This is a genomic window from Paraburkholderia sp. J69-1 (assembly GCF_905220255.1).
Classification (GTDB): domain Bacteria; phylum Pseudomonadota; class Gammaproteobacteria; order Burkholderiales; family Burkholderiaceae; genus Paraburkholderia.
The window spans coordinates 426,961-444,659 of sequence record NZ_CAJMZG010000001.1; the positions used below are offsets into that span (position 1 = coordinate 426,961).

Genomic DNA, 17,699 nt, shown 5'->3' on the forward strand with positions numbered 1-17,699 from the left:
TCTGATGAAGTGTTGACGCGGCGGGCGTGAAACCCGATTTTAGAACTTGAAGCGCGACGGCTGCACGGCGTTTTCGAGGGCTTCGACCCAGGTTTCGAAAACGCTGGCGATGCGGTACTGCTTGTCGTCCATGCGCGTGATGATCTGCGCTTCCATGACCGGCGCGCTGCCGACGAACGCCGCCAGACGGCCGCCCACCTTCAGTTGTTCGAGCAGTTCCTGCGGCACGACCGGCAGGCCGCCCGAGACGCAGATCACGTCGAAGGGCGCATTCGCCGCCCAGCCGCGTGCGCCGTCGCCTTGCACGACTTCGGCGTTCAGCACGCCGTTCTTGACGAAGTTCGCGCGGGCGAATTCGGCGAGTTCGGTGTCGATCTCGACCGTCACGACCTTCTGTGCGCGATGCGCGAGCAGAGCCGCCATGTAGCCCGAACCGGCGCCGATTTCCAGCACGCTTTCGTGCTTCTTCACCGCGAGTTCCTGCAGCACGCGGGCCTCGACGCGCGGCGGCATCATGTGCTGGCCGTTGGGCAGCGGCACCTGAAGGTCGGCGAAGGCGAGATCGGCGTAGGCCGCGGGGACGAAGTGCTCACGCTTGACGACCGAAAGCAGATTCAGCACGTCCTGGTCGAGCACCTCCCAGGGGCGGATCTGCTGTTCGATCATGTTGAAACGCGCTTTTTCGATGTTCATGGTGACTTGGCGTTGGGTTCTTGCGGATTCGGGGCAGGGGCCCGGCGCGGCGCTGGCGACGCCATTCAGACGCGACGTCGCATAAAAACAGTGCCAGGCAACCGCGAGATTGTACCAAAGGGTTTTTGCGGCGCGCCTTGCGGCCGGCACGGGAAAACGCGCATCGGGCGGCGCACGACTGGCCATTCGGATGAGTACCGCGCGGCGCGCCGGACAGCGAAACTGGCAGCGTGTTTAACCCGCTGCAAGGAATCCGCATGTCCAATGTCATACAGATGAATTTCGCCGCCGCGTCCACCATCACGCGGCGAAGCTGGGGAATGGGCGCGAGCGCCGTGGTGCAGGTTCGCGTCGATACGGCCGCGCACGAGGCGTGGTTTGGCGCAAACGGGCGTGGGGCGCGTAGCGAAACGCGCCCCGTCATGATCGGCGGGGCGCGGTTTGCACGAGGCGCGCCGCGCAGTCAGCCGGGGTGAAGCCCGTTCACTGCCCCAGATAAACGAACTTGCCGCCGCGGATCGTGCCCATCACGCTCGCGCGCTGGTCGAGCCCCACGTGATCTTTTTCGCTGGTGTTGACCATGCCGTTGGGTACGACCACTTCGTGCGCGTGCTCGAGCTCGCTGCGCAGCGCCACGCGAAACGCCTCCGTGCCCGGCTGCGCGGTCTTGAGCGCGCGCGTGACCGCATCCTGCAAACGCGGATACACGCCCGCCGCGTCGCCGGCGAACTGCGTGACCGTGCCGGGTCCGTACTTCGCCTCGTAGGCGTCCACGAAAGCCAGTGCGGCTTTCTGCGCCGGTTGATCGGCGGGCAGGGTGCGCGCGACCACAACGGGCTGGGTCGGGAACAGCGTGCCTTCGACGTCCTTGCCGCCCAGCTTGATGAACTCGGGCGTGGCGATGCCGTGCGTCTGGTAGATCGCGCCCTTATAGCCGCGCTCCACCAATGTGCGCTGCGGCAGCACCGTTGGCGTGCCCGCGCCGGCAATCAGCACGGCGTCGGGCCTGGCGGCGATCAGCTTGAGGATCTGGCCGGTCACGCTTGCGTCGGTGCGGTTAAAGCGCTCGGTCGCCAGGATCTGGATGTTGCGTTCCTTCGCGAACTTCGTGAATTCGTTGAGCCAGCTATCGCCGTAGCTGTCCGCGAAGCCGATAAAGCCCACGGTCTTGACGCCGTGCGCGGCCATGTAGCGCGTCATGACGTCGGCCATCGCGGCATCGGTCTGCGCCATCTTGAAGGCCCAGACGCGCGCGCCTTGTTGCGGTTCGACCACGGAAGCCGAACCCACGAGCGTGATCATCGGCGTTTTGCTTTCGGCGATGGGGGCGAGCGCGGCCAGCGCCGCAGGCGTGATGTTCGGCCCGACGATCACATCCACATGGTCTTCGTTGATCAGCTTGTGGATGTTGCGCACGGCGGCGCCCGGATCGGAGCCGTCGTCGAGCACGATGTAATCGGCCTTTTGCCCGGCGATGGTCGGGGGCCACATCAGGATCGCATTCTTGCTGGTGATGCCGATGGCGGCGGCGGGGCCGGTGCTCGACAGGTCGATGCCCACCTTCAGGTCGGCGTGCGCGGCGGGGGCGACGGCGCCCAGCGCGAGGGCGGCGGCCAGGGCGAGCGGACGCAGGGACGAACTCAGACGCAGATACGACTTCATGCAGCGGTCTCCAGGAAGGAAAAAAGCGAGAAGTGTTCTAGTTATCTAGCGGTACATCGGCTGCATCGAACGGTGCGCGGCGGCAGCCGGGCCTAAGCCCGGCTGCGCTTTTACTGTTGTTAAAGCTCGTAGCTCTCGTGCTCGCCCTTGAGCGCCTGCTCGATGAGCTTGCGGTTCAGGCTCGGCGAGAGCAGTTCGACCAGCGTGTAGACATAACTGCGCAGATACGCGCCCTGCTTGAGCGCCACGCGCGTCACGTTGCTGCCGAACAGGTGGCCCACGGGAACGGCGCGCAGATGGCGGTCGCGCTCGGCGTTGAAGGCGATGTCGGCCATGATGCCTACGCCCAGACCCAGTTCCACGTAGGTCTTGATCACGTCGGCGTCGATCGCTTCGAGCACGATATCCGGGGACAGACCACGCAGGCGGAACGCCTCGTTGATCTTGGTGCGGCCCGCGAACGCGTTGTCGTAGGTGATCAGCGGATATTGGGCCAGATCGTCGAGCGAAAGCGGCTTGCGCTCGAGCAGCGGGTGATCGGGCAGCATCACCGCGACGTGGTGCCAAGTGAAGCAGGGCAGCGAAACCAGTTCCTTATAGTTGGAGATGGCTTCGGTTGCGATCGCGAGATCGGCCTGATCGTGCAGCACCATTTCCGCGACCTGCGTGGGGCTGCCTTGCAGGATCGACAGATGCACCTTCGGGAAGCGCCGCTTGAATTCGGCGATGGCCGCCGGCAGCGAGTAGCGCGCCTGCGTATGGGTGGCGGCGATCACGAGGTTGCCTTGATCCTGGGCCGCGTAGTCCTTGCCAACCCGCTTGAGGCTCTCCACTTCCTGCAGAATACGCTCCACCGAGGCGAGGATGATCCGGCCCGGTTCCGTGAGCGAGCGCACGCGCTTGCCGTGGCGCGTGAAGATTTCGACCCCTAATTCGTCCTCCAGCTCGATGATCGCCTTCGAAACGCCTGGCTGGCTTGTATACAGTGCCTTGGCCGCTTCGGTGAGATTGAAGTTCTGGCGCACGGCCTCGCGCACGAAGCGGAACTGGTGGAGGTTCATATATAACCCCTTGGCATATCAACCTGATTTTTAGATCGTTTGAAATATAAGGCGAGTTTATTACCATTTCCCCAACTTTTCCAATATGGATATCTGTTTTGGTCATTAGCAAATGACCGGCGACTTGAAGGCGCCGGCCCGTTGCCAGGAAGCAGGACCAGAACTAGCTAAGTCGAAGTCGGAGAACGCGGCGTAACCGGAACGCTGCGATTGATACAACCCTGGGGTCCCCGAATGTACCAATACGATCAGTACGACCAGACCATCGTCGACGAGCGCGTCGCGCAATACAGCGACCAGGTTCGCCGCCGCCTGTCGGGCGAATTGAGCGAAGAAGAGTTCCGCCCGCTGCGTCTGCAAAACGGTCTCTACTACCAGCGTCACGCTTACATGCTTCGCGTCGCGATTCCTTACGGCAATCTGCGTAGCGATCAGCTGCGCATGCTCGGCCAGATCGCCCGCGAACACGACCGCGAATACGGCCACTTCTCGACGCGTTCGAACATCCAGTACAACTGGATCAAGCTCGAAGAAACGCCTGAAATCCTTGCCAAGCTCGCGTCCGTCCAGATGCACGGCATCCAGACGTCGGGCAACTGCATCCGCAACATCACCGCCGACCAGTTCGCGGGCGTGACGCCCGACGAAGTCGTCGATCCGCGCCCGTGGGCCGAGATCATGCGTCAATGGTCGACGTTCCACCCCGAATTCGCGTGGCTGCCGCGCAAGTTCAAGATCGCCGTTTCGGGTTCGAAGGAAGACCGCGCCGCCGTGCAGATCCACGATCTGGGCGTCTACCTCGAACGTAACGAGCAGGGCGAAGTGGTCGCCAGCATCCTCGCGGGTGGCGGTCTGGGCCGCACGCCGATCATCGGCGCGATCATCAAGCGCAACCTGCCGTGGCAGCATCTGCTGACCTACTGCGAAGCCGTGCTGCGCGTGTACAACCGCTACGGCCGCCGCGACAACCTCTACAAGGCGCGTATCAAGATTCTCGTGAAGGCGCTTTCGCCCGAGAAGTTCGCGCAGCAAGTGGAAGAAGAGTGGCAGCACCTGAAAGACGGTCCTTCGACGCTGACGCAAGCTGAAGTCGATCGCGTGGCGCAGTACTTCGTGCCGCCGGCCTACGAAAAGCTCGCCGATACGGATACGTCCTACGAAAAGCATCTGCTCGAAAACCGCGCCTTCGCGCGCTGGGTCGAGCGCAATGCGCGTCCGCATCGCGTGCCGGGTTATGCGTCGGTGACGATCTCGCTCAAGCCGCGCAACATCGCGCCGGGCGACGCCACCGACAAGCAGATGGAAGCCGTGGCCGACTGGGCCGACGAATACTCGTTCGGCCAGATCCGCGTCTCGCACGAACAGAACCTGATCCTCGCCGATGTGAAGAAGCGCGACCTGTTCGCGCTGTGGGAAAAGGCCAAGGAACAAGGTTTCGCGACGGCGAACATCGGTCTGCTGACCGACATCATCGCGTGCCCGGGCGGCGACTTCTGCTCGCTCGCGAATGCGAAGTCGATCCCCATCGCGCTGGCGATCCAGGAGCGTTTCGACAACCTCGATTTCGTCTACGACCTGGGCGACCTGACCTTCAACATCTCGGGCTGCATCAATGCGTGCGGTCATCACCACGTCGGCAATATCGGCGTGCTGGGCGTGGATAAGGACGGTTCGGAGTGGTATCAGGTCACGCTCGGCGGCGAGCAGGGCACCGGCGCCAACGGCGCGCGCCTTGGCCGCGTGATCGGCCCGTCGTTCTCGGCGGAAGAGATGCCCGACGTGGTGCAGAAGGTGATCGACACGTTTGTCGAAAACCGCATCGACGGCGAGCGTTTCATCGACACGTACGACCGCATCGGCATGGCCCCGTTCAAGGAGCGCGTGTACGCCTCGCGCCAGCCGGCCCACGCCTGATCCGCCCGCAACGAGATACGAGAGTTAAGCAATGGCATTGATCATCAAAAACCGCGAGATCGTTGAAGACAGCTGGCAGGTCGTGCGCGCCGCCGAAGACGGCGTGCTGCCCGATGTGGCCGCGCTGCCGGCGGGCAAGGTGCTGGTTCCGTTCGCGTACTGGCAGGCCAACCGCGAAGCGCTCGCTGCGCGCGGCAAGGACGAACTGGGCGTGTGGCTCGCGCCGGACAGCGAACCGGCCGACGTGGTCGCCGAATTCGACAACATCGCGCTGATCGCGATCGACTTCCCGGTGTTCCGCGATGGCCGCGGCTATTCGATCGCGCGTCTGCTGCGCGAGCGCTATGGCTACAAGGGCGAGATCCGTGCGATCGGCGACGTGCTGCGCGACCAGCTGCGCTTTTACGAGCGCTGCGGCTTCGACGCCTACGCACTGCGCGCCGACAAGGATATCAACGACGCACTGAAGGCATTCACCGAATTCACGGTGCAATACCAGGGCGCGTTCGACGAGCCGTCGCCGCTGTTCCGCCGCCGTGCAGCACAAGCGGGCGCAGCAGCATGAGCACCGCCGCAGCCGTTGTCACCGCTGACCTGCAAGCGAAGATCGAGCGCCTCGACGCACTGCTCGATTCGATCGCCGCACGTCACGCCGACGTCAAGCTAGCCAGCAGCCTCGCCGCCGAAGACATGCTGCTCACCCACGCGATCCTCTCGCGCGGCGTGAAGATCGGCATCTTCTCGCTCAACACCGGCCGCCTGCACGCGGAAACCGTGGGCATGATCGACACGGTGCGCGAGCGTTACGGCTACGAGATCGAGCAGTTCCGTCCGCAGCAGGACGCCATCGACGAATACGTCGCGCAGCATGGCCTGAATGCGTTCTACGAGAGCGTCGATCTGCGCAAGCGCTGCTGCGAGATCCGCAAGGTCGAGCCGCTCAATCGCGCGCTGTCGGGCGTGTCGGCGTGGGTCACGGGCCAGCGCCGCGAGCAGTCGGTCACGCGCGCGGAGCTGCACGAGGAAGAACGCGACGAAGCCCGCAACATCGACAAGTTCAATCCGCTCGCGGACTGGACCGAAACCGATGTCTGGGATTACCTGCGCGCCTTCGCGGTGCCGGTGAACCCGCTGCATGCGCGCGGCTACCCGAGCATCGGCTGCGAACCCTGCACGCGTGCGATCCGTCCCGGCGAAGACAGCCGTGCGGGCCGCTGGTGGTGGGAGTCGCGCGATACGAAGGAATGCGGGCTGCACATCACGTCGGTTTCCGCGATTCCGGTGGTCGAAGCTGCCCCGGAAGTTTCGCCGATCGGACACGCGAGCTAAGATTGAAGTTTTCGCGCCGCTTTCGATGTTTTAACGGACATCGAACGGCCGCGAAGTCGAATACAGAGTAACGCGCCCTGATTCCCCGGAACGGGGGCGCGATCAGACGAAGGATTCCGAACATGAGCACGACGCTCGACTCCGCAGTGAACGCGCCGCTTCAGGTCACGGCGAACCGCATGGACCATCTCGACTGGCTCGAAGCCGAGTCGATCCACATCCTGCGCGAACTCGTTGCCGAGTGCAGCAAGCCCGCGCTGCTGTTCTCGGGCGGCAAGGACTCGGTGGTCGTGCTCGCGCTCGCCCTGAAGGCGTTCGGCCTGGGCGCGAACCGCAAGACCTCGCTGCCGTTCCCGCTCGTGCACATCGACACGGGCCACAACTACGAAGAAGTGATCGACTTCCGCGATCGCCGTGCGGCTGAAATCGGCGCGGAACTCGTGGTCGGTCACGTCGAAGATTCGATCAGGAAGGGCACGGTGCGCCTGCGCCGCGAAACCGACTCGCGCAATGCGGCGCAAGCGGTCACGCTGCTCGAAACCATCGAACAATACGGCTACACGGCGATGATCGGCGGCGCGCGCCGCGACGAAGAGAAGGCCCGCGCGAAAGAGCGCATCTTCTCGTTCCGCGACGAATTCGGCCAGTGGGACCCGAAGGCGCAGCGCCCGGAACTCTGGAGCCTGTACAACGCGCGTCTGCACAACGGCGAACACCTGCGCGTGTTCCCGATCTCGAACTGGACCGAACTCGACGTGTGGCAATACATCGAGCGCGAAAAGCTCGAACTGCCGTCGATCTACTACGCGCACCAGCGCGAGATCGTACGCCGCAACGGCCTGCTCGTGCCGGTCACGCCGCTCACGCCGATGAAGGAAGGCGAAACCAGCGAAATGGCGCAGGTGCGTTTCCGCACCGTCGGCGACATCAGCTGCACCTGCCCGGTGGCGAGCGATGCCGACAACATCGAGAAGATCATCGCTGAAACGGCCGTGACCGAAATCACGGAACGTGGCGCCACGCGCATGGACGACCAGGCGTCGGAAGCCGCGATGGAACAGCGCAAGAAGCAAGGTTATTTCTAAGAGCACGCAGAGGAAAGATTAGACATGGTTACGACTCACCAACCTGAAGACCTCGGCGTGCTGCGCTTCATCACCGCAGGCAGCGTGGACGACGGCAAAAGCACGCTGATCGGCCGCCTGCTGTACGACAGCAAGGCCGTTTTGAGCGACCAGCTTTCGGCGCTTTCGCGTGCGAAGAACAAACGCACCGTCGGCGACGAAATCGACCTCTCGCTGCTCACGGACGGTCTCGAAGCCGAGCGCGAGCAGGGCATCACGATCGACGTGGCGTACCGCTACTTCGCGACGGCGAAGCGCAAGTTCATCATCGCCGATACCCCCGGCCACGAGCAGTACACGCGCAACATGGTCACGGGCGCTTCCACGGCGCACGCGGCGATCATCCTGATCGACCCCACGCGCGTGACGGTCGAGAACGGCGTGACGCAACTGCTGCCGCAAACGAAGCGCCATAGCGCCATCGTCAAGCTGCTCGGCCTGCAACACGTGATCGTCGCGATCAACAAGATGGATCTGGTCGATTACAGCGAAGCGACCTTCAACCTGATCCGCGAAGCCTATGTCGAACTCGCGCGCCAGCTCGGTCTGGACAACGTGCGTTTCGTGCCGGTGTCGGCGCTCAAGGGCGACAACATCGTCGGCCTGAGCGAGCGTATGCCGTGGTACGCGGGCCAGCCGCTGCTCGACGTGCTCGAGCAACTGCCGGTTGCGCAGGCAAGCGGCGAAGCGCTGCGCTTCCCGGTGCAGTGGGTCGCGCGCCAGGACGGTTCGAGCGCCGATGACTTCCGCGGCTACATGGGCCGTGTCGAAGCGGGCGAAGTGAAGCTCGGCGACACCATCACGGTGCTGCCGGCTGGCCGCGCTGCAACGGTTGCGGAAATCATCGCACCGGTGCCGGGCGGCACGGCGCAGGTCGATCGCGCATTCGCAGGCCAGACTGTGACGATCCGCCTGGCGGAAGACGTCGACGTTTCGCGCGGCGACACCTTCGTGCCGGCCAACGACGAAACGCAACCGGCGAAGAAGCTCGAAGCGGACCTCTGCTGGTTCGACGAAGAGCCGCTCTCGACGCAGCGCAAGTACCTGCTCAAGCAGACCACCAGCACGGTGTTCGCGAAGATCGGCGCGATCAAGGAAGTGCTCGACGTGCATACGCTGTCGCACGCCGTCGATCGCCAGAACCTCGCGATGAACGACATCGGCCGCGTCTCGCTCACGCTGCAAAAGCCGCTGGTCGCGGACCTGTATGATGTGCACCCCGGCACCGGCGCGTTCGTCCTCATCGACGAGGCAACGCATCATACGGTGGCTGCGGGCATGATCCGCGCGCTGACGGCCTGACCGTCCGACGCCTCCACGCTCGCTCCGGTCGATACAGGGTTCTGAAATATGGGTAAGGTTTATCTGATCGGCGCCGGACCGGGCGCGGCGGATCTCATCACGGTGCGCGGCGCGCGCCTGCTCGGGCAGGCGCAGGTCGTCCTGCACGACGCGCTGGTCGAGGCGGCGATGCTCGACTACGCGCCGCAAGACGCGAAGTTCATCGCGGTCGGCAAGCGGTGCGGCCAGCGCTCGACGGCGCAGCAGTTCATCAACAAGCAACTGGTGGATGCGGCGCGCGAGCATGACATCGTCGTGCGTCTGAAGGGCGGCGATCCGATGCTGTTCGGTCGCGCCGACGAAGAAATGCGCGCGCTCGAAGCGGCCGGCATCGAGTATGAAATCGTGCCGGGCATCACGGCGGCACTGGCGAGCGCGGCGACGCTGCAACGCTCGCTGACGTTGCGCGGTGTCTCGCGCAGCGTGGCGCTGGCCACGTATTCGCGGGCGGCGGGCAGCGAAGAGATTCGCGAGCACGTCAACGCCGATTCGCTGGTGTTCTACATGGGCCGCGACAGCGCGCCCGATATCGCGCAGCAGTTGATCGACGCGGGTCGCCCGGGCGCCACGCCAGTGGCGATCGTCGAGGCCTGCAGCACGGCGCGCGAACGCACGCTGACGCTGACGCTGGCGAAGCTGGCGGCCGGCGAGGCGCAGGACTGGCTCGATGCGGCGCAGCCGAGTCTGCTGATGATCGGCGAGGCGTTTGCCGAGCGGGCAGGGCAGCAGGCCGGCGAGGGCGATCTGAGCGACGACCGTCTCGTTGCCGCCTGAGAGACGCAGGCTGCGTCAGGAAAGAATCAAGACGGGGGTTGTGCCATAAGAAAGCAGAAGGGCCGCTGAAAAGCGGCCCTTCTGCGTTTACGGCGGAGTTTTTTCAGGCTTCGTGCGTGAGGCAGTACTGCACGATCGCGTCGAGCACGCCATCGTCTTCGCCCACCGCCGTTGCGCAATCGATCCGCACTTGCGGATGCGCGGCCTGGCATTGCGCGATCAGCGCGGGCAGGTCGCGGCGGATATGGCCGCCCTGGCCGAAGAACACCGGCACCACCGTGATGACCGTGCAGCCTTGCGCGGCTTGTGCGTCGATGGCTTCGGGCAGGCCCGGCGTCATCAGTTCGAGAAACGCGAGATCGACGGGACCGGCCGCGCCACGCGAAGCGGCCAGCTTGGCCGCGAGACGCGTGAACGGCTCTTTCCAGCGCGCGTCGCGCGCGCCGTGGCCGAAGAGAATCATGCCGTGCATCGCCATCTTTGCGATCCCAAAGAGCCTGTCTGCGCTAACCCGGCTAGTGCCGGTCCACCCACTTCAAGCCCAGCAGCCCAAGCGCCAGATAGATCAGCCCGGGCGTGGCCGCCGTGAGCGGCGCGGGCCAGGTATTCAGATTGCCGATGTGCGAGAACAGCGTGTTGACGAGCTGGAAGCTCATCCCCAGCATGATCCCGCCGAACACCTTCACGCCCACCACGCCCGCACGCGTATGCAGATACGCGAACGGCAGCGACAGCACCAGCATCACGAACACCGCGAACGGGTAGAGCAGCTTGCGCCACAGCGCGATTTCATAACGCTGCGTGTCCTGATGGTTTTCCGTCAAATGCTGGATGTAGCGGAACAGGTTGAACATCGACATGCGGTCCGGCGACACCAGCAGCACCGAAAGAATCTGCGGCGTGAGTTCCGAGCGCAGCGAATATTCGGGCGTCGAAGTCTGCGTTGCGCGATAGACCGGCGCGAGCGCATCGGTCGGCTGGTTCTGCGGCGGCGGCACGCCGATCAGCTCGGTATCGGTCACGTCCTTGAGCAGCCAGTGGCCCGGCGGCTGGAACTTGCCGCTCTTGGCCACGCGCACGTTCGAAAGGCGGAACTGCGAATCGAATTCGTAGATGCGCACGTTCGTGATGGTCGCGTCCGGCTGCAACTCGCCCACGTTGACGAAGCGCGTGGCCTGCTGGCCATCCGCGCGCGTAGTGAGCGTGTCCTTGACCCAGACGCCCGACTTGAAGTCGGTCGACACCGCCGAACCGAGCGCTTCCAGACGGACTTTCTCGGAAAGCTGATCGGTGTAAGGACCGACCACTTCGCCGATCAGATACGTGAGCAGCACGAGCGGCACGCCGATCTTCAGCAGCGAGCGCAGCGCCTGGCCGGTCGCGAGACCGGAGACGCGGAAGATGGTGAATTCCGAGCTGGCGGCCATCTGCGCGAACACGTAGATGGCGGCGATCAGCGCGGCGACCGGAATGATTTCATAGAGCCGCGAGGGCGCCTGCAGCGCCACGCGCAGCACCGCGTAGGTGAACTTGTAGTTGCCGTGGCCGACCGAGTTCAGCTCGTTGATCAGGTCGAAGAAGAAGAACAGGCCGGAGAAGGCGAACAGAATGAAGATGAACGTCAGATAGACCTGACGCGCAAAGTATTTCTCGTAGATGCGCATCGGTCAGTTCCCCTGCGACGCGCGGCGGAACATCGCGCGGGTAAAGAGCGGCCGGTTGCGCACACGCAGCCAGAAAATAAAGGCGACAAGCGCGAGCACAATCAGGTGCAGCGACACCAGGCCGACGCCGAACGACAGCTTGCCTTGCTCGATCTGCGACTGCACGACGTTGAGCAGGTTCGAATAGGTCAGATAGATCAGCACGGCCATCACGAGGTTGATGGTGCGGCTGCGGCGCGGGTTCTGGTACGCGAGCGGGATCGCCAGCAGCATCAGATTGATCGCGATCAGCGGCAGACCCACGCGCCAGGCGAATTCGCCGAGGTTGTCGTTGGTCGGGTTGCGCAGGAGATCCGGCGTGGACGTGGTGCTAGACGTGGGCGTATTGACCACGGGCTGGCTCTGGACCTTCACGCCGTAACGCTGGAATTCGGTGATGCGGAAGTCGGGGTGGCCCGGTTCGCCGTCGTAGCGGCGGCCGTTTTCCAGCACGACGAAACGATCGCCGTTCTTGGTGGTTTCCGTGTGACCGGTTTTCGAGACGATCACGTTGACCTTGCCGTTTTCCGTGCTCGTGACGAACACGTTCTCCACGCGGCCCTGGTCGGGGCTCATGCTTTCGATGAAGAAAACGCGGTGCGTGGTCGGCGATTCGCGGAACTGGCCCGGCGCGAGCAGCGAGACTTCGTCGCGCTGCTGGAAGCGTGCGCGGATCAGCTTGCTCTGCGCGTTGGACCACGGCCAGCCAACGAGCGCGAAGAACACGATCAACAGGATGATCGGCGTGGAGAACACGGCGATCGGCTTGATCAGGCGCGTGAGGCTCACCCCGGAGGCGAGCCAGACGACCATTTCAGAATCCTTGTACCAGCGCGTGAGCACAAACAGGATCGACACGAAAAGCGTGACGATGAGCATGACGGCGAGGTAGCCGATCACGGTCAGGCCGATCAGGACCAGCACGTCGCGCGGGTCGATCTGGCCAGACGCAGCAAAGCCGACGATGCGGATCATCATCGTCGTCAGCATGATCGTGAGCAGAACCATGAACACGGCGCCAGCCGTGTACGCGAGTTCGCGCTGCAGGGAACGTTCGAAGATCATTCTAGATGGGCTGGGCGGGCGGCCTGCGCCGGGCGCCGCGCTGCTCGCGCTACCGCCCAGGAGCCGCCGCGGTAAAAATAGCGGATAATTGCGGCTTTCATCCTAAGCCCTGATTTTATCCGAGGACAAGCGCGATGGACTTTAGCATAAAAGCCTGTGATTGGAGCAAAGGCGGGGAAGGCCCCTTCCTGACCGGCAAGTCGGATTGCGTCGTGGTCGGTGTCTTCGAAGCGCAAACCCTCTCCGGCCCGGCATTCGTGATCGACAGCGCACTCGGCGGCACGATCGCCCGCGTCGTCAAGGCCGGTGACATGGACGGCAAGCCCGGTTCGACCTTGTTCCTGCCGGAAGTGACCGGTATCGGCGCCTCGCGGGTGCTGCTGGTCGGCCTCGGCAAGCAGGATGCATTCGGCCAGAAGGCCTATGGCGAAGCGGTTCGGGCCGCATGGCGCGCGATTCTCGGCACGCGCATCGCCCAGGTGACGTTCTCGCTCGCGCAGTTGCCCATCAAGGAACGCACCGGCGACTGGGGCGTGCGCGCCGCGATTCTCGCGCTGCGCAATGAGACCTACCGCTTCACGCAGATGAAGAGCAAGCCGGACGTCACGCAGCGCGCGCTCAAGCGCGTCGTCTTCAGCGTGGACGCCGCGGAAGAAAAGGTCGCCAAGGTCACCGCCAAGCAGGCCGTGGCGCTGGCCAACGGCATGGATCTCACGCGCGACCTCGGCAACCTGCCGGGCAACGTCTGCACGCCGACCTATCTGGCTGCCACGGCCAAGAAGCTCGCGCGCGACTGGAAGCTCAAGGTCGAAGTGCTGGGCCAGCGTCAGATCGAAGCGCTCAAGATGGGTTCGTTTCTTTCTGTAACAAAGGGCTCGGTCGAACCGCCGCAATTCATCGTCATGCACTATCAGGGCGCCAGCGCGAAAGCCGCGCCGGTCGTGCTGGTTGGCAAGGGCATCACGTTCGACACGGGCGGCATTTCGCTCAAGCCCGGTGAAGGCATGGACGAGATGAAGTACGACATGTGCGGCGCCGGTTCGGTGCTGGGCACGATGCGTGCGGTGGCCGAAATGGGCCTCAAGCTCAATGTGATCGGCGTCATTCCCACCTGCGAGAACATGCCGGCCGGTAACGCCACCAAGCCTGGCGACGTCGTCACGACGATGGCGGGTCTCACGGTCGAAGTGCTGAACACCGACGCCGAAGGCCGTCTGATCCTGTGCGACGCGCTCACGTATGTGGAACGCTTCAAGCCGGCGGCGGTGATCGACATCGCCACGCTGACGGGCGCCTGCGTCATTGCGCTGGGTCACCACAACAGCGGTCTGTTCTCGAAGGACGATGCGCTCGCGGGCGAACTGCTCGACGCGTCGCGCGAAGCCGGCGACCCGGCCTGGCGCCTGCCGCTCGACGACGAGTATCAGGACCAGCTGAAGTCGAACTTCGCGGATATCGCCAATATCGGCGGTCGTCCGGGCGGTGCGGTCACGGCGGCGTGCTTCCTGTCGCGCTTTACCGAAGCCTATCCGTGGGCCCACCTCGACATCGCGGGCACCGCGTGGAAGGGCGGCGCAGCGAAGGGCGCAACGGGCCGTCCGGTGCCTTTGCTCGCGCAGTTCCTGATCGATCGCGCGGCGCAATGACATCGAGTTTGAACCCGATGGTGGTGAAAGCATGACGCGCATCGACTTCCACACCAATGTGGGCGATGCGCTGATGTACGCATGCCGTCTCGTGCGCAAGGCGTATCTGGCCGACCAGCAGGTTGTCGTGCTGGCCGAGCCGGCGCGCCTGCGCACGTTCGACGAACTGCTGTGGACGTTCTCGCCGCTCGAGTTCGTACCGCACTGCATGGCCGATAACGCGCTGGCCGCGCAAACGCCTATCGTGCTGGCTGCGGATCTCGAGCGTGCGCCGCATCATCGCGTGCTGCTCAATCTGGGCGCCGCGGTGCCGCCGCAGTTCGCGCGCTTCGAGCGTCTGCTCGAAGTGATCGGCGATGCGCCCGAGGAACTGGCGTCGGGCCGCGAGCGTTATCGCTTCTATCGCGATCGCGGTTATACGCTGAACAACTACAAGCAGGGCGGCTGAACGCAGCCGGTGAGGGTTTGCCGCCGCTGGCCTGAGATTTCTGTTTGATCGATATCCGAAGGAGGCGATCGTGACCGAGTTGCATGATCTTGATGAGGCGCCGATCCCGCTTTTGAGCGACATCATGGTTCCGGGCAATCTGTTGCGTGCCCGCTCGCCGTTCGAGCGGGTGCACGAGGCGCAGGCGCTTCCGGTCGAGCAGCCTGTGCAGGATGCCGCGCCGGAACCCGTTGCCACGCCGGCGTCTGCCGAAACCATGGCGGCTGCGCATGCCGTGCCCGAGCCGACGCTCGCGCAGGAACCCGAGCCTCAGTCCGCACAGCAGGACACCTACGCGCTCTATGCACAGGACGCCGATGCACTCGTCGAGCGTCTGCGCGGGCGCGCCCTCAGTTGGCTGACCGGCGAAGGCCGTGGCGTGATCGAGCAACGCTGCAGTGCCGCGATGCAGGAGCATTCGCACTGGATCGTGGGGCAGGTCTCGCGCGAGATTGGCCTCGCGCTCGAAACCGAACTCAAGGGCTGGGTCAAGGCCGCCGTGCGCGAGGAACTGGACGCGCGCGCGACGCATGGCACGCCGCCATCGGCCTGAGTTGCTGCGTTTGAGTTGCTGCGTTATTTCAGCGTAAGAATCCAGCTCGCCAGCATGGCCGCCTGACCGGGGCTCAATTGCGTGTTGGCGGGCATGGGCACCATGCCCCACACGCCGCTGCTGCCTTCCATGATCTTGTGCGCGAGATAGGTTTGCGCTTCGGGCCGGGCCGAGTACTTCGACGCTACATCGCGTAGCGCCGGGCCCATGAAGGTGCGCGTCACCGAATGACAGCTCATGCAGTTCTGCTGCTGGGCGAGCGCGAGTCCGCTTGCCATGCTGGTTGCGGCTGGAGCGCTGGTGGCGACCATCGCGGCCGGCCCGTTCTGCGCATGGGCGGCGCTGCCTGCCAGCGCGCATAGCCATACTGCCGATCTCACTACCGTTGCAATCTGAGCCAGCGGGGCGGCCGGCGTCGCTGTCTTGTTCTTCGCTTGCGACTTCAGTTTCATGCTGGTCTCCGCCAGCGTGGTCGCCGGCTGTGTCGTCGCATTATAGAAGCAAAGGGCGCGCAGCCAGGCTACGCGCCCATTTGTCTCGCTTCTGTCGATCTAACCGACGATTTCAGCCGATGAAACAGCGCGTTAGCGCTCAAGGCCCGCTGCGGCCCGCCGCCTAGCCCGTCACCGCGCCCAGATTCGCGGGTCGCGTCAGCGCCGCGAACTTCGCCAGCACACCGCGCGTATAACGCGGCGCGGGCTGCTTCCACGCGGCGCGGCGGCGCGCGAGTTCGGCGTCGTCGATATTCAGTTGCAGCAGCAACTTGTGCGCGTCGATGGTGATCGAATCGCCTTCCTGCACCAGCGCGATCGTGCCGCCATCGAACGCTTCCGGCGCGACGTGGCCGACCACCATGCCCCACGTGCCGCCCGAGAAACGCCCGTCGGTGATCAGGCCGACCGTTTCGCCCAGCCCCTTGCCGATGATCGCCGAAGTCGGCGCCAGCATCTCCGGCATGCCCGGCCCGCCCTTCGGCCCGAGATAGCGCAACACGACGACGTCGCCGGCCTTGATCTTGTCGGCGAGGATGGCGTCCATCGCGCTCTGCTCGTCGTCGAACACCCGCGCCGGACCGGTGATGACCGGATTCTTCAGCCCCGTGATCTTGGCGACGGCGCCTTCGGTGGCGAGATTGCCCTTGAGGATCGCCAGATGGCCTTCCTTGTAGAGCGCCTGGTCGATCGGATAAATCACCTTCTGGTCGGCGCGCGGCCTCGAGGGCACGTCCTTGAGTTCTTCCGCGATCGTGCGGCCCGTGATGGTCATGCAGTCGCCATGCAGCATGCCCGCGTCGAGCAGCAGCTTGAGCACCTGCGGAATGCCGCCCGCCTCATGCAGATCGGTCGCCACGTATTGACCGGAAGGCTTGAGGTCGCAGATCACCGGCACTCGCTTGCGCATGCGCTCGAAGTCGTCGATGTTCCATTCGATTTCCGCGGCGTGCGCGATCGCCAGATAGTGCAGCACGGCATTGGTCGAGCCGCCCGTCGCCATGATCAGCGCCACGGCGTTTTCGATCGACTTCTTCGTGATGATGTCGCGCGGCTTGAGGTCTTTTTTCACGGCCTCGACCAGCACGCGCGCCGATTCCGCCGCCGAATCGACCTTCTCCTGATCGGGATTCGCCATCGTCGACGAATAGAGCAGGGACATGCCCAGCGCCTCGAACGACGAACTCATCGTGTTGGCCGTGTACATGCCGCCGCACGAACCCGTGGACGGGCAGGCGTTTTTCTCGACGCCCTCGAAGTCCTCTTCGGTCATGCGCCCGGCCGTGAATTCGCCCACCGCCTCGAACGCCGATACGATGGTCAGATCCTTGCCCTTCCAGTGCCCCGGGCGGATCGTGCCGCCATACACGTAAATGCCCGGCACGTTGATGCGCGCGAGCGCGATCATGCCGCCTGGCATGTTCTTGTCGCAGCCGCCGATCACCACCACGCCGTCCATCCATTGGCCCTGCACGCAGGTCTCGATGCAATCGGCGATCACTTCGCGCGAGACCAGCGAGTACTTCATGCCCTCGGTGCCCATCGACATGCCGTCGGAGATCGTCGGCGTGCCGAAGGTCTGCGGATTGGCGTCGGTGCCCTTGATGGCGGCCACGGCGGCATCGGCCAGGCGCTGCAGGCCGGCGTTGCAGGGCGTGATGGTCGAATGACCGTTGGCGACGCCGATCATCGGCTTGTCGAAGTCGGCCTTCTCGTAGCCGAGCGCGTAATACATCGAGCGGTTCGGCGAGCGCGCGACGCCTTGCGTGATGTGCTTCGAACGACGGTTGTAGGACATGGGGACGCTCCGTTGTGTGTTTTGTGAGCCGGGCGCAGACGTGTCGTTGGCGACCTGG

18 protein-coding genes are annotated in these 17,699 nt (G+C 64.3%); 10 read left to right on the plus strand and 8 right to left on the minus strand.

The genetic code is table 11. The features are described 5' to 3' along the window. Window positions 1-39: 39 nt before the first annotated feature. Window positions 40-693, minus strand: coding sequence for a protein-L-isoaspartate O-methyltransferase family protein (locus tag U5A67_RS01950; protein ID WP_205981196.1), 654 nt, complete (start codon window positions 691-693; stop codon window positions 40-42). A gap of 257 nt (window positions 694-950) precedes the next feature. Between U5A67_RS01950 and U5A67_RS01955 the strand changes: the two genes are divergently transcribed. Continuing rightward, window positions 951-1,169, plus strand: coding sequence for a hypothetical protein (locus U5A67_RS01955; protein ID WP_321814329.1), 219 nt, complete (start codon window positions 951-953; stop codon window positions 1,167-1,169). A gap of 7 nt (window positions 1,170-1,176) precedes the next feature. Here U5A67_RS01955 and U5A67_RS01960 read toward each other — a convergent pair whose 3' ends face one another. Together U5A67_RS01960 and U5A67_RS01965 are read right to left on the minus strand one after the other, a co-directional pair. After that, the gene (locus U5A67_RS01960; RefSeq protein ID WP_321814330.1) at window positions 1,177-2,355 is read right to left on the minus strand and encodes an ABC transporter substrate-binding protein; all 1,179 of its coding nucleotides are present in this window, start codon (window positions 2,353-2,355) and stop codon (window positions 1,177-1,179) included. A gap of 119 nt (window positions 2,356-2,474) precedes the next feature. Beyond that, entirely contained in the window at window positions 2,475-3,416 is a 942-nt protein-coding gene (locus U5A67_RS01965; protein WP_205981193.1) for a CysB family HTH-type transcriptional regulator, read from the minus strand. 234 nt (window positions 3,417-3,650) lie between these two features. On the opposite strand from U5A67_RS01965, the gene U5A67_RS01970 reads away from it, so the two are divergent. From U5A67_RS01970 to cobA, 6 genes are all read left to right on the plus strand, one after another. Further along, the gene (locus tag U5A67_RS01970; RefSeq protein WP_321814331.1) at window positions 3,651-5,330 is read left to right on the plus strand and encodes a nitrite/sulfite reductase; all 1,680 of its coding nucleotides are present in this window, start codon (window positions 3,651-3,653) and stop codon (window positions 5,328-5,330) included. A gap of 31 nt (window positions 5,331-5,361) precedes the next feature. After that, window positions 5,362-5,895: a DUF934 domain-containing protein gene (locus U5A67_RS01975; RefSeq protein WP_205981191.1), complete on the plus strand. Its 534-nt coding sequence runs from the start codon at window positions 5,362-5,364 to the stop codon at window positions 5,893-5,895. Next, a complete protein-coding gene (locus U5A67_RS01980; RefSeq protein ID WP_321814332.1) occupies window positions 5,892-6,659 on the plus strand; it encodes a phosphoadenylyl-sulfate reductase in 768 nt (255 codons plus the stop codon). Before U5A67_RS01975 ends, U5A67_RS01980 begins: the two co-directional genes overlap by 4 nt. Before the next feature lie 122 nt (window positions 6,660-6,781). Then, window positions 6,782-7,744 carry a sulfate adenylyltransferase subunit CysD gene (gene cysD / locus U5A67_RS01985; RefSeq protein WP_205981189.1) on the plus strand — a complete coding sequence of 321 codons (963 nt, stop codon included), beginning with the start codon at window positions 6,782-6,784 and terminating at the stop codon, window positions 7,742-7,744. Between the two features lie 24 nt (window positions 7,745-7,768). Beyond that, entirely contained in the window at window positions 7,769-9,085 is a 1,317-nt protein-coding gene (locus U5A67_RS01990; RefSeq protein WP_205981188.1) for a sulfate adenylyltransferase subunit 1, read from the plus strand. 48 nt (window positions 9,086-9,133) lie between these two features. Beyond that, window positions 9,134-9,898, plus strand: coding sequence for a uroporphyrinogen-III C-methyltransferase (gene cobA, locus U5A67_RS01995; protein WP_321814333.1), 765 nt, complete (start codon window positions 9,134-9,136; stop codon window positions 9,896-9,898). Between the two features lie 103 nt (window positions 9,899-10,001). On the opposite strand, the gene U5A67_RS02000 is transcribed toward cobA, so the two are convergent. Genes U5A67_RS02000 through lptF form a run of 3 tightly spaced genes read right to left on the minus strand, consistent with a single transcriptional unit; the run spans window position 10,002 to window position 12,666 of the window. Continuing rightward, complete coding sequence (locus U5A67_RS02000) at window positions 10,002-10,376, minus strand: CbiX/SirB N-terminal domain-containing protein (RefSeq protein ID WP_321814334.1); 375 nt, start codon at window positions 10,374-10,376, stop codon at window positions 10,002-10,004. A 37-nt stretch (window positions 10,377-10,413) separates the two neighbouring features. Next, complete coding sequence (gene lptG, locus U5A67_RS02005) at window positions 10,414-11,562, minus strand: LPS export ABC transporter permease LptG (RefSeq protein ID WP_205981185.1); 1,149 nt, start codon at window positions 11,560-11,562, stop codon at window positions 10,414-10,416. 3 nt (window positions 11,563-11,565) lie between these two features. Next, window positions 11,566-12,666 carry an LPS export ABC transporter permease LptF gene (lptF, locus tag U5A67_RS02010; RefSeq protein WP_321814335.1) on the minus strand — a complete coding sequence of 367 codons (1,101 nt, stop codon included), beginning with the start codon at window positions 12,664-12,666 and terminating at the stop codon, window positions 11,566-11,568. Window positions 12,667-12,800: 134 nt separating this feature from the next. Between lptF and U5A67_RS02015 the strand changes: the two genes are divergently transcribed. The 3 genes from U5A67_RS02015 (at window position 12,801) to U5A67_RS02025 (ending at window position 15,352) form a co-directional block, all read left to right on the plus strand. Next, window positions 12,801-14,312, plus strand: a complete 1,512-nt coding sequence (locus U5A67_RS02015) for a leucyl aminopeptidase (RefSeq protein ID WP_205981183.1) — start codon at window positions 12,801-12,803, stop codon at window positions 14,310-14,312. A 31-nt stretch (window positions 14,313-14,343) separates the two neighbouring features. After that, window positions 14,344-14,760 (plus strand): DNA polymerase III subunit chi, encoded by a 417-nt coding sequence (locus U5A67_RS02020; RefSeq protein ID WP_205981182.1) that lies wholly within the window; start codon window positions 14,344-14,346, stop codon window positions 14,758-14,760. A 70-nt stretch (window positions 14,761-14,830) separates the two neighbouring features. Then, complete coding sequence (locus tag U5A67_RS02025; RefSeq protein WP_321814336.1) at window positions 14,831-15,352, plus strand: DUF2486 family protein; 522 nt, start codon at window positions 14,831-14,833, stop codon at window positions 15,350-15,352. 23 nt (window positions 15,353-15,375) lie between these two features. Here U5A67_RS02025 and U5A67_RS02030 read toward each other — a convergent pair whose 3' ends face one another. Continuing rightward, window positions 15,376-15,663, minus strand: a complete 288-nt coding sequence (locus U5A67_RS02030) for a c-type cytochrome (protein WP_205981481.1) — start codon at window positions 15,661-15,663, stop codon at window positions 15,376-15,378. Window positions 15,664-15,967: 304 nt separating this feature from the next. Next, window positions 15,968-17,641 carry a dihydroxy-acid dehydratase gene (gene ilvD / locus U5A67_RS02035; protein ID WP_321814337.1) on the minus strand — a complete coding sequence of 558 codons (1,674 nt, stop codon included), beginning with the start codon at window positions 17,639-17,641 and terminating at the stop codon, window positions 15,968-15,970. Window positions 17,642-17,699 lie beyond the last annotated feature (58 nt).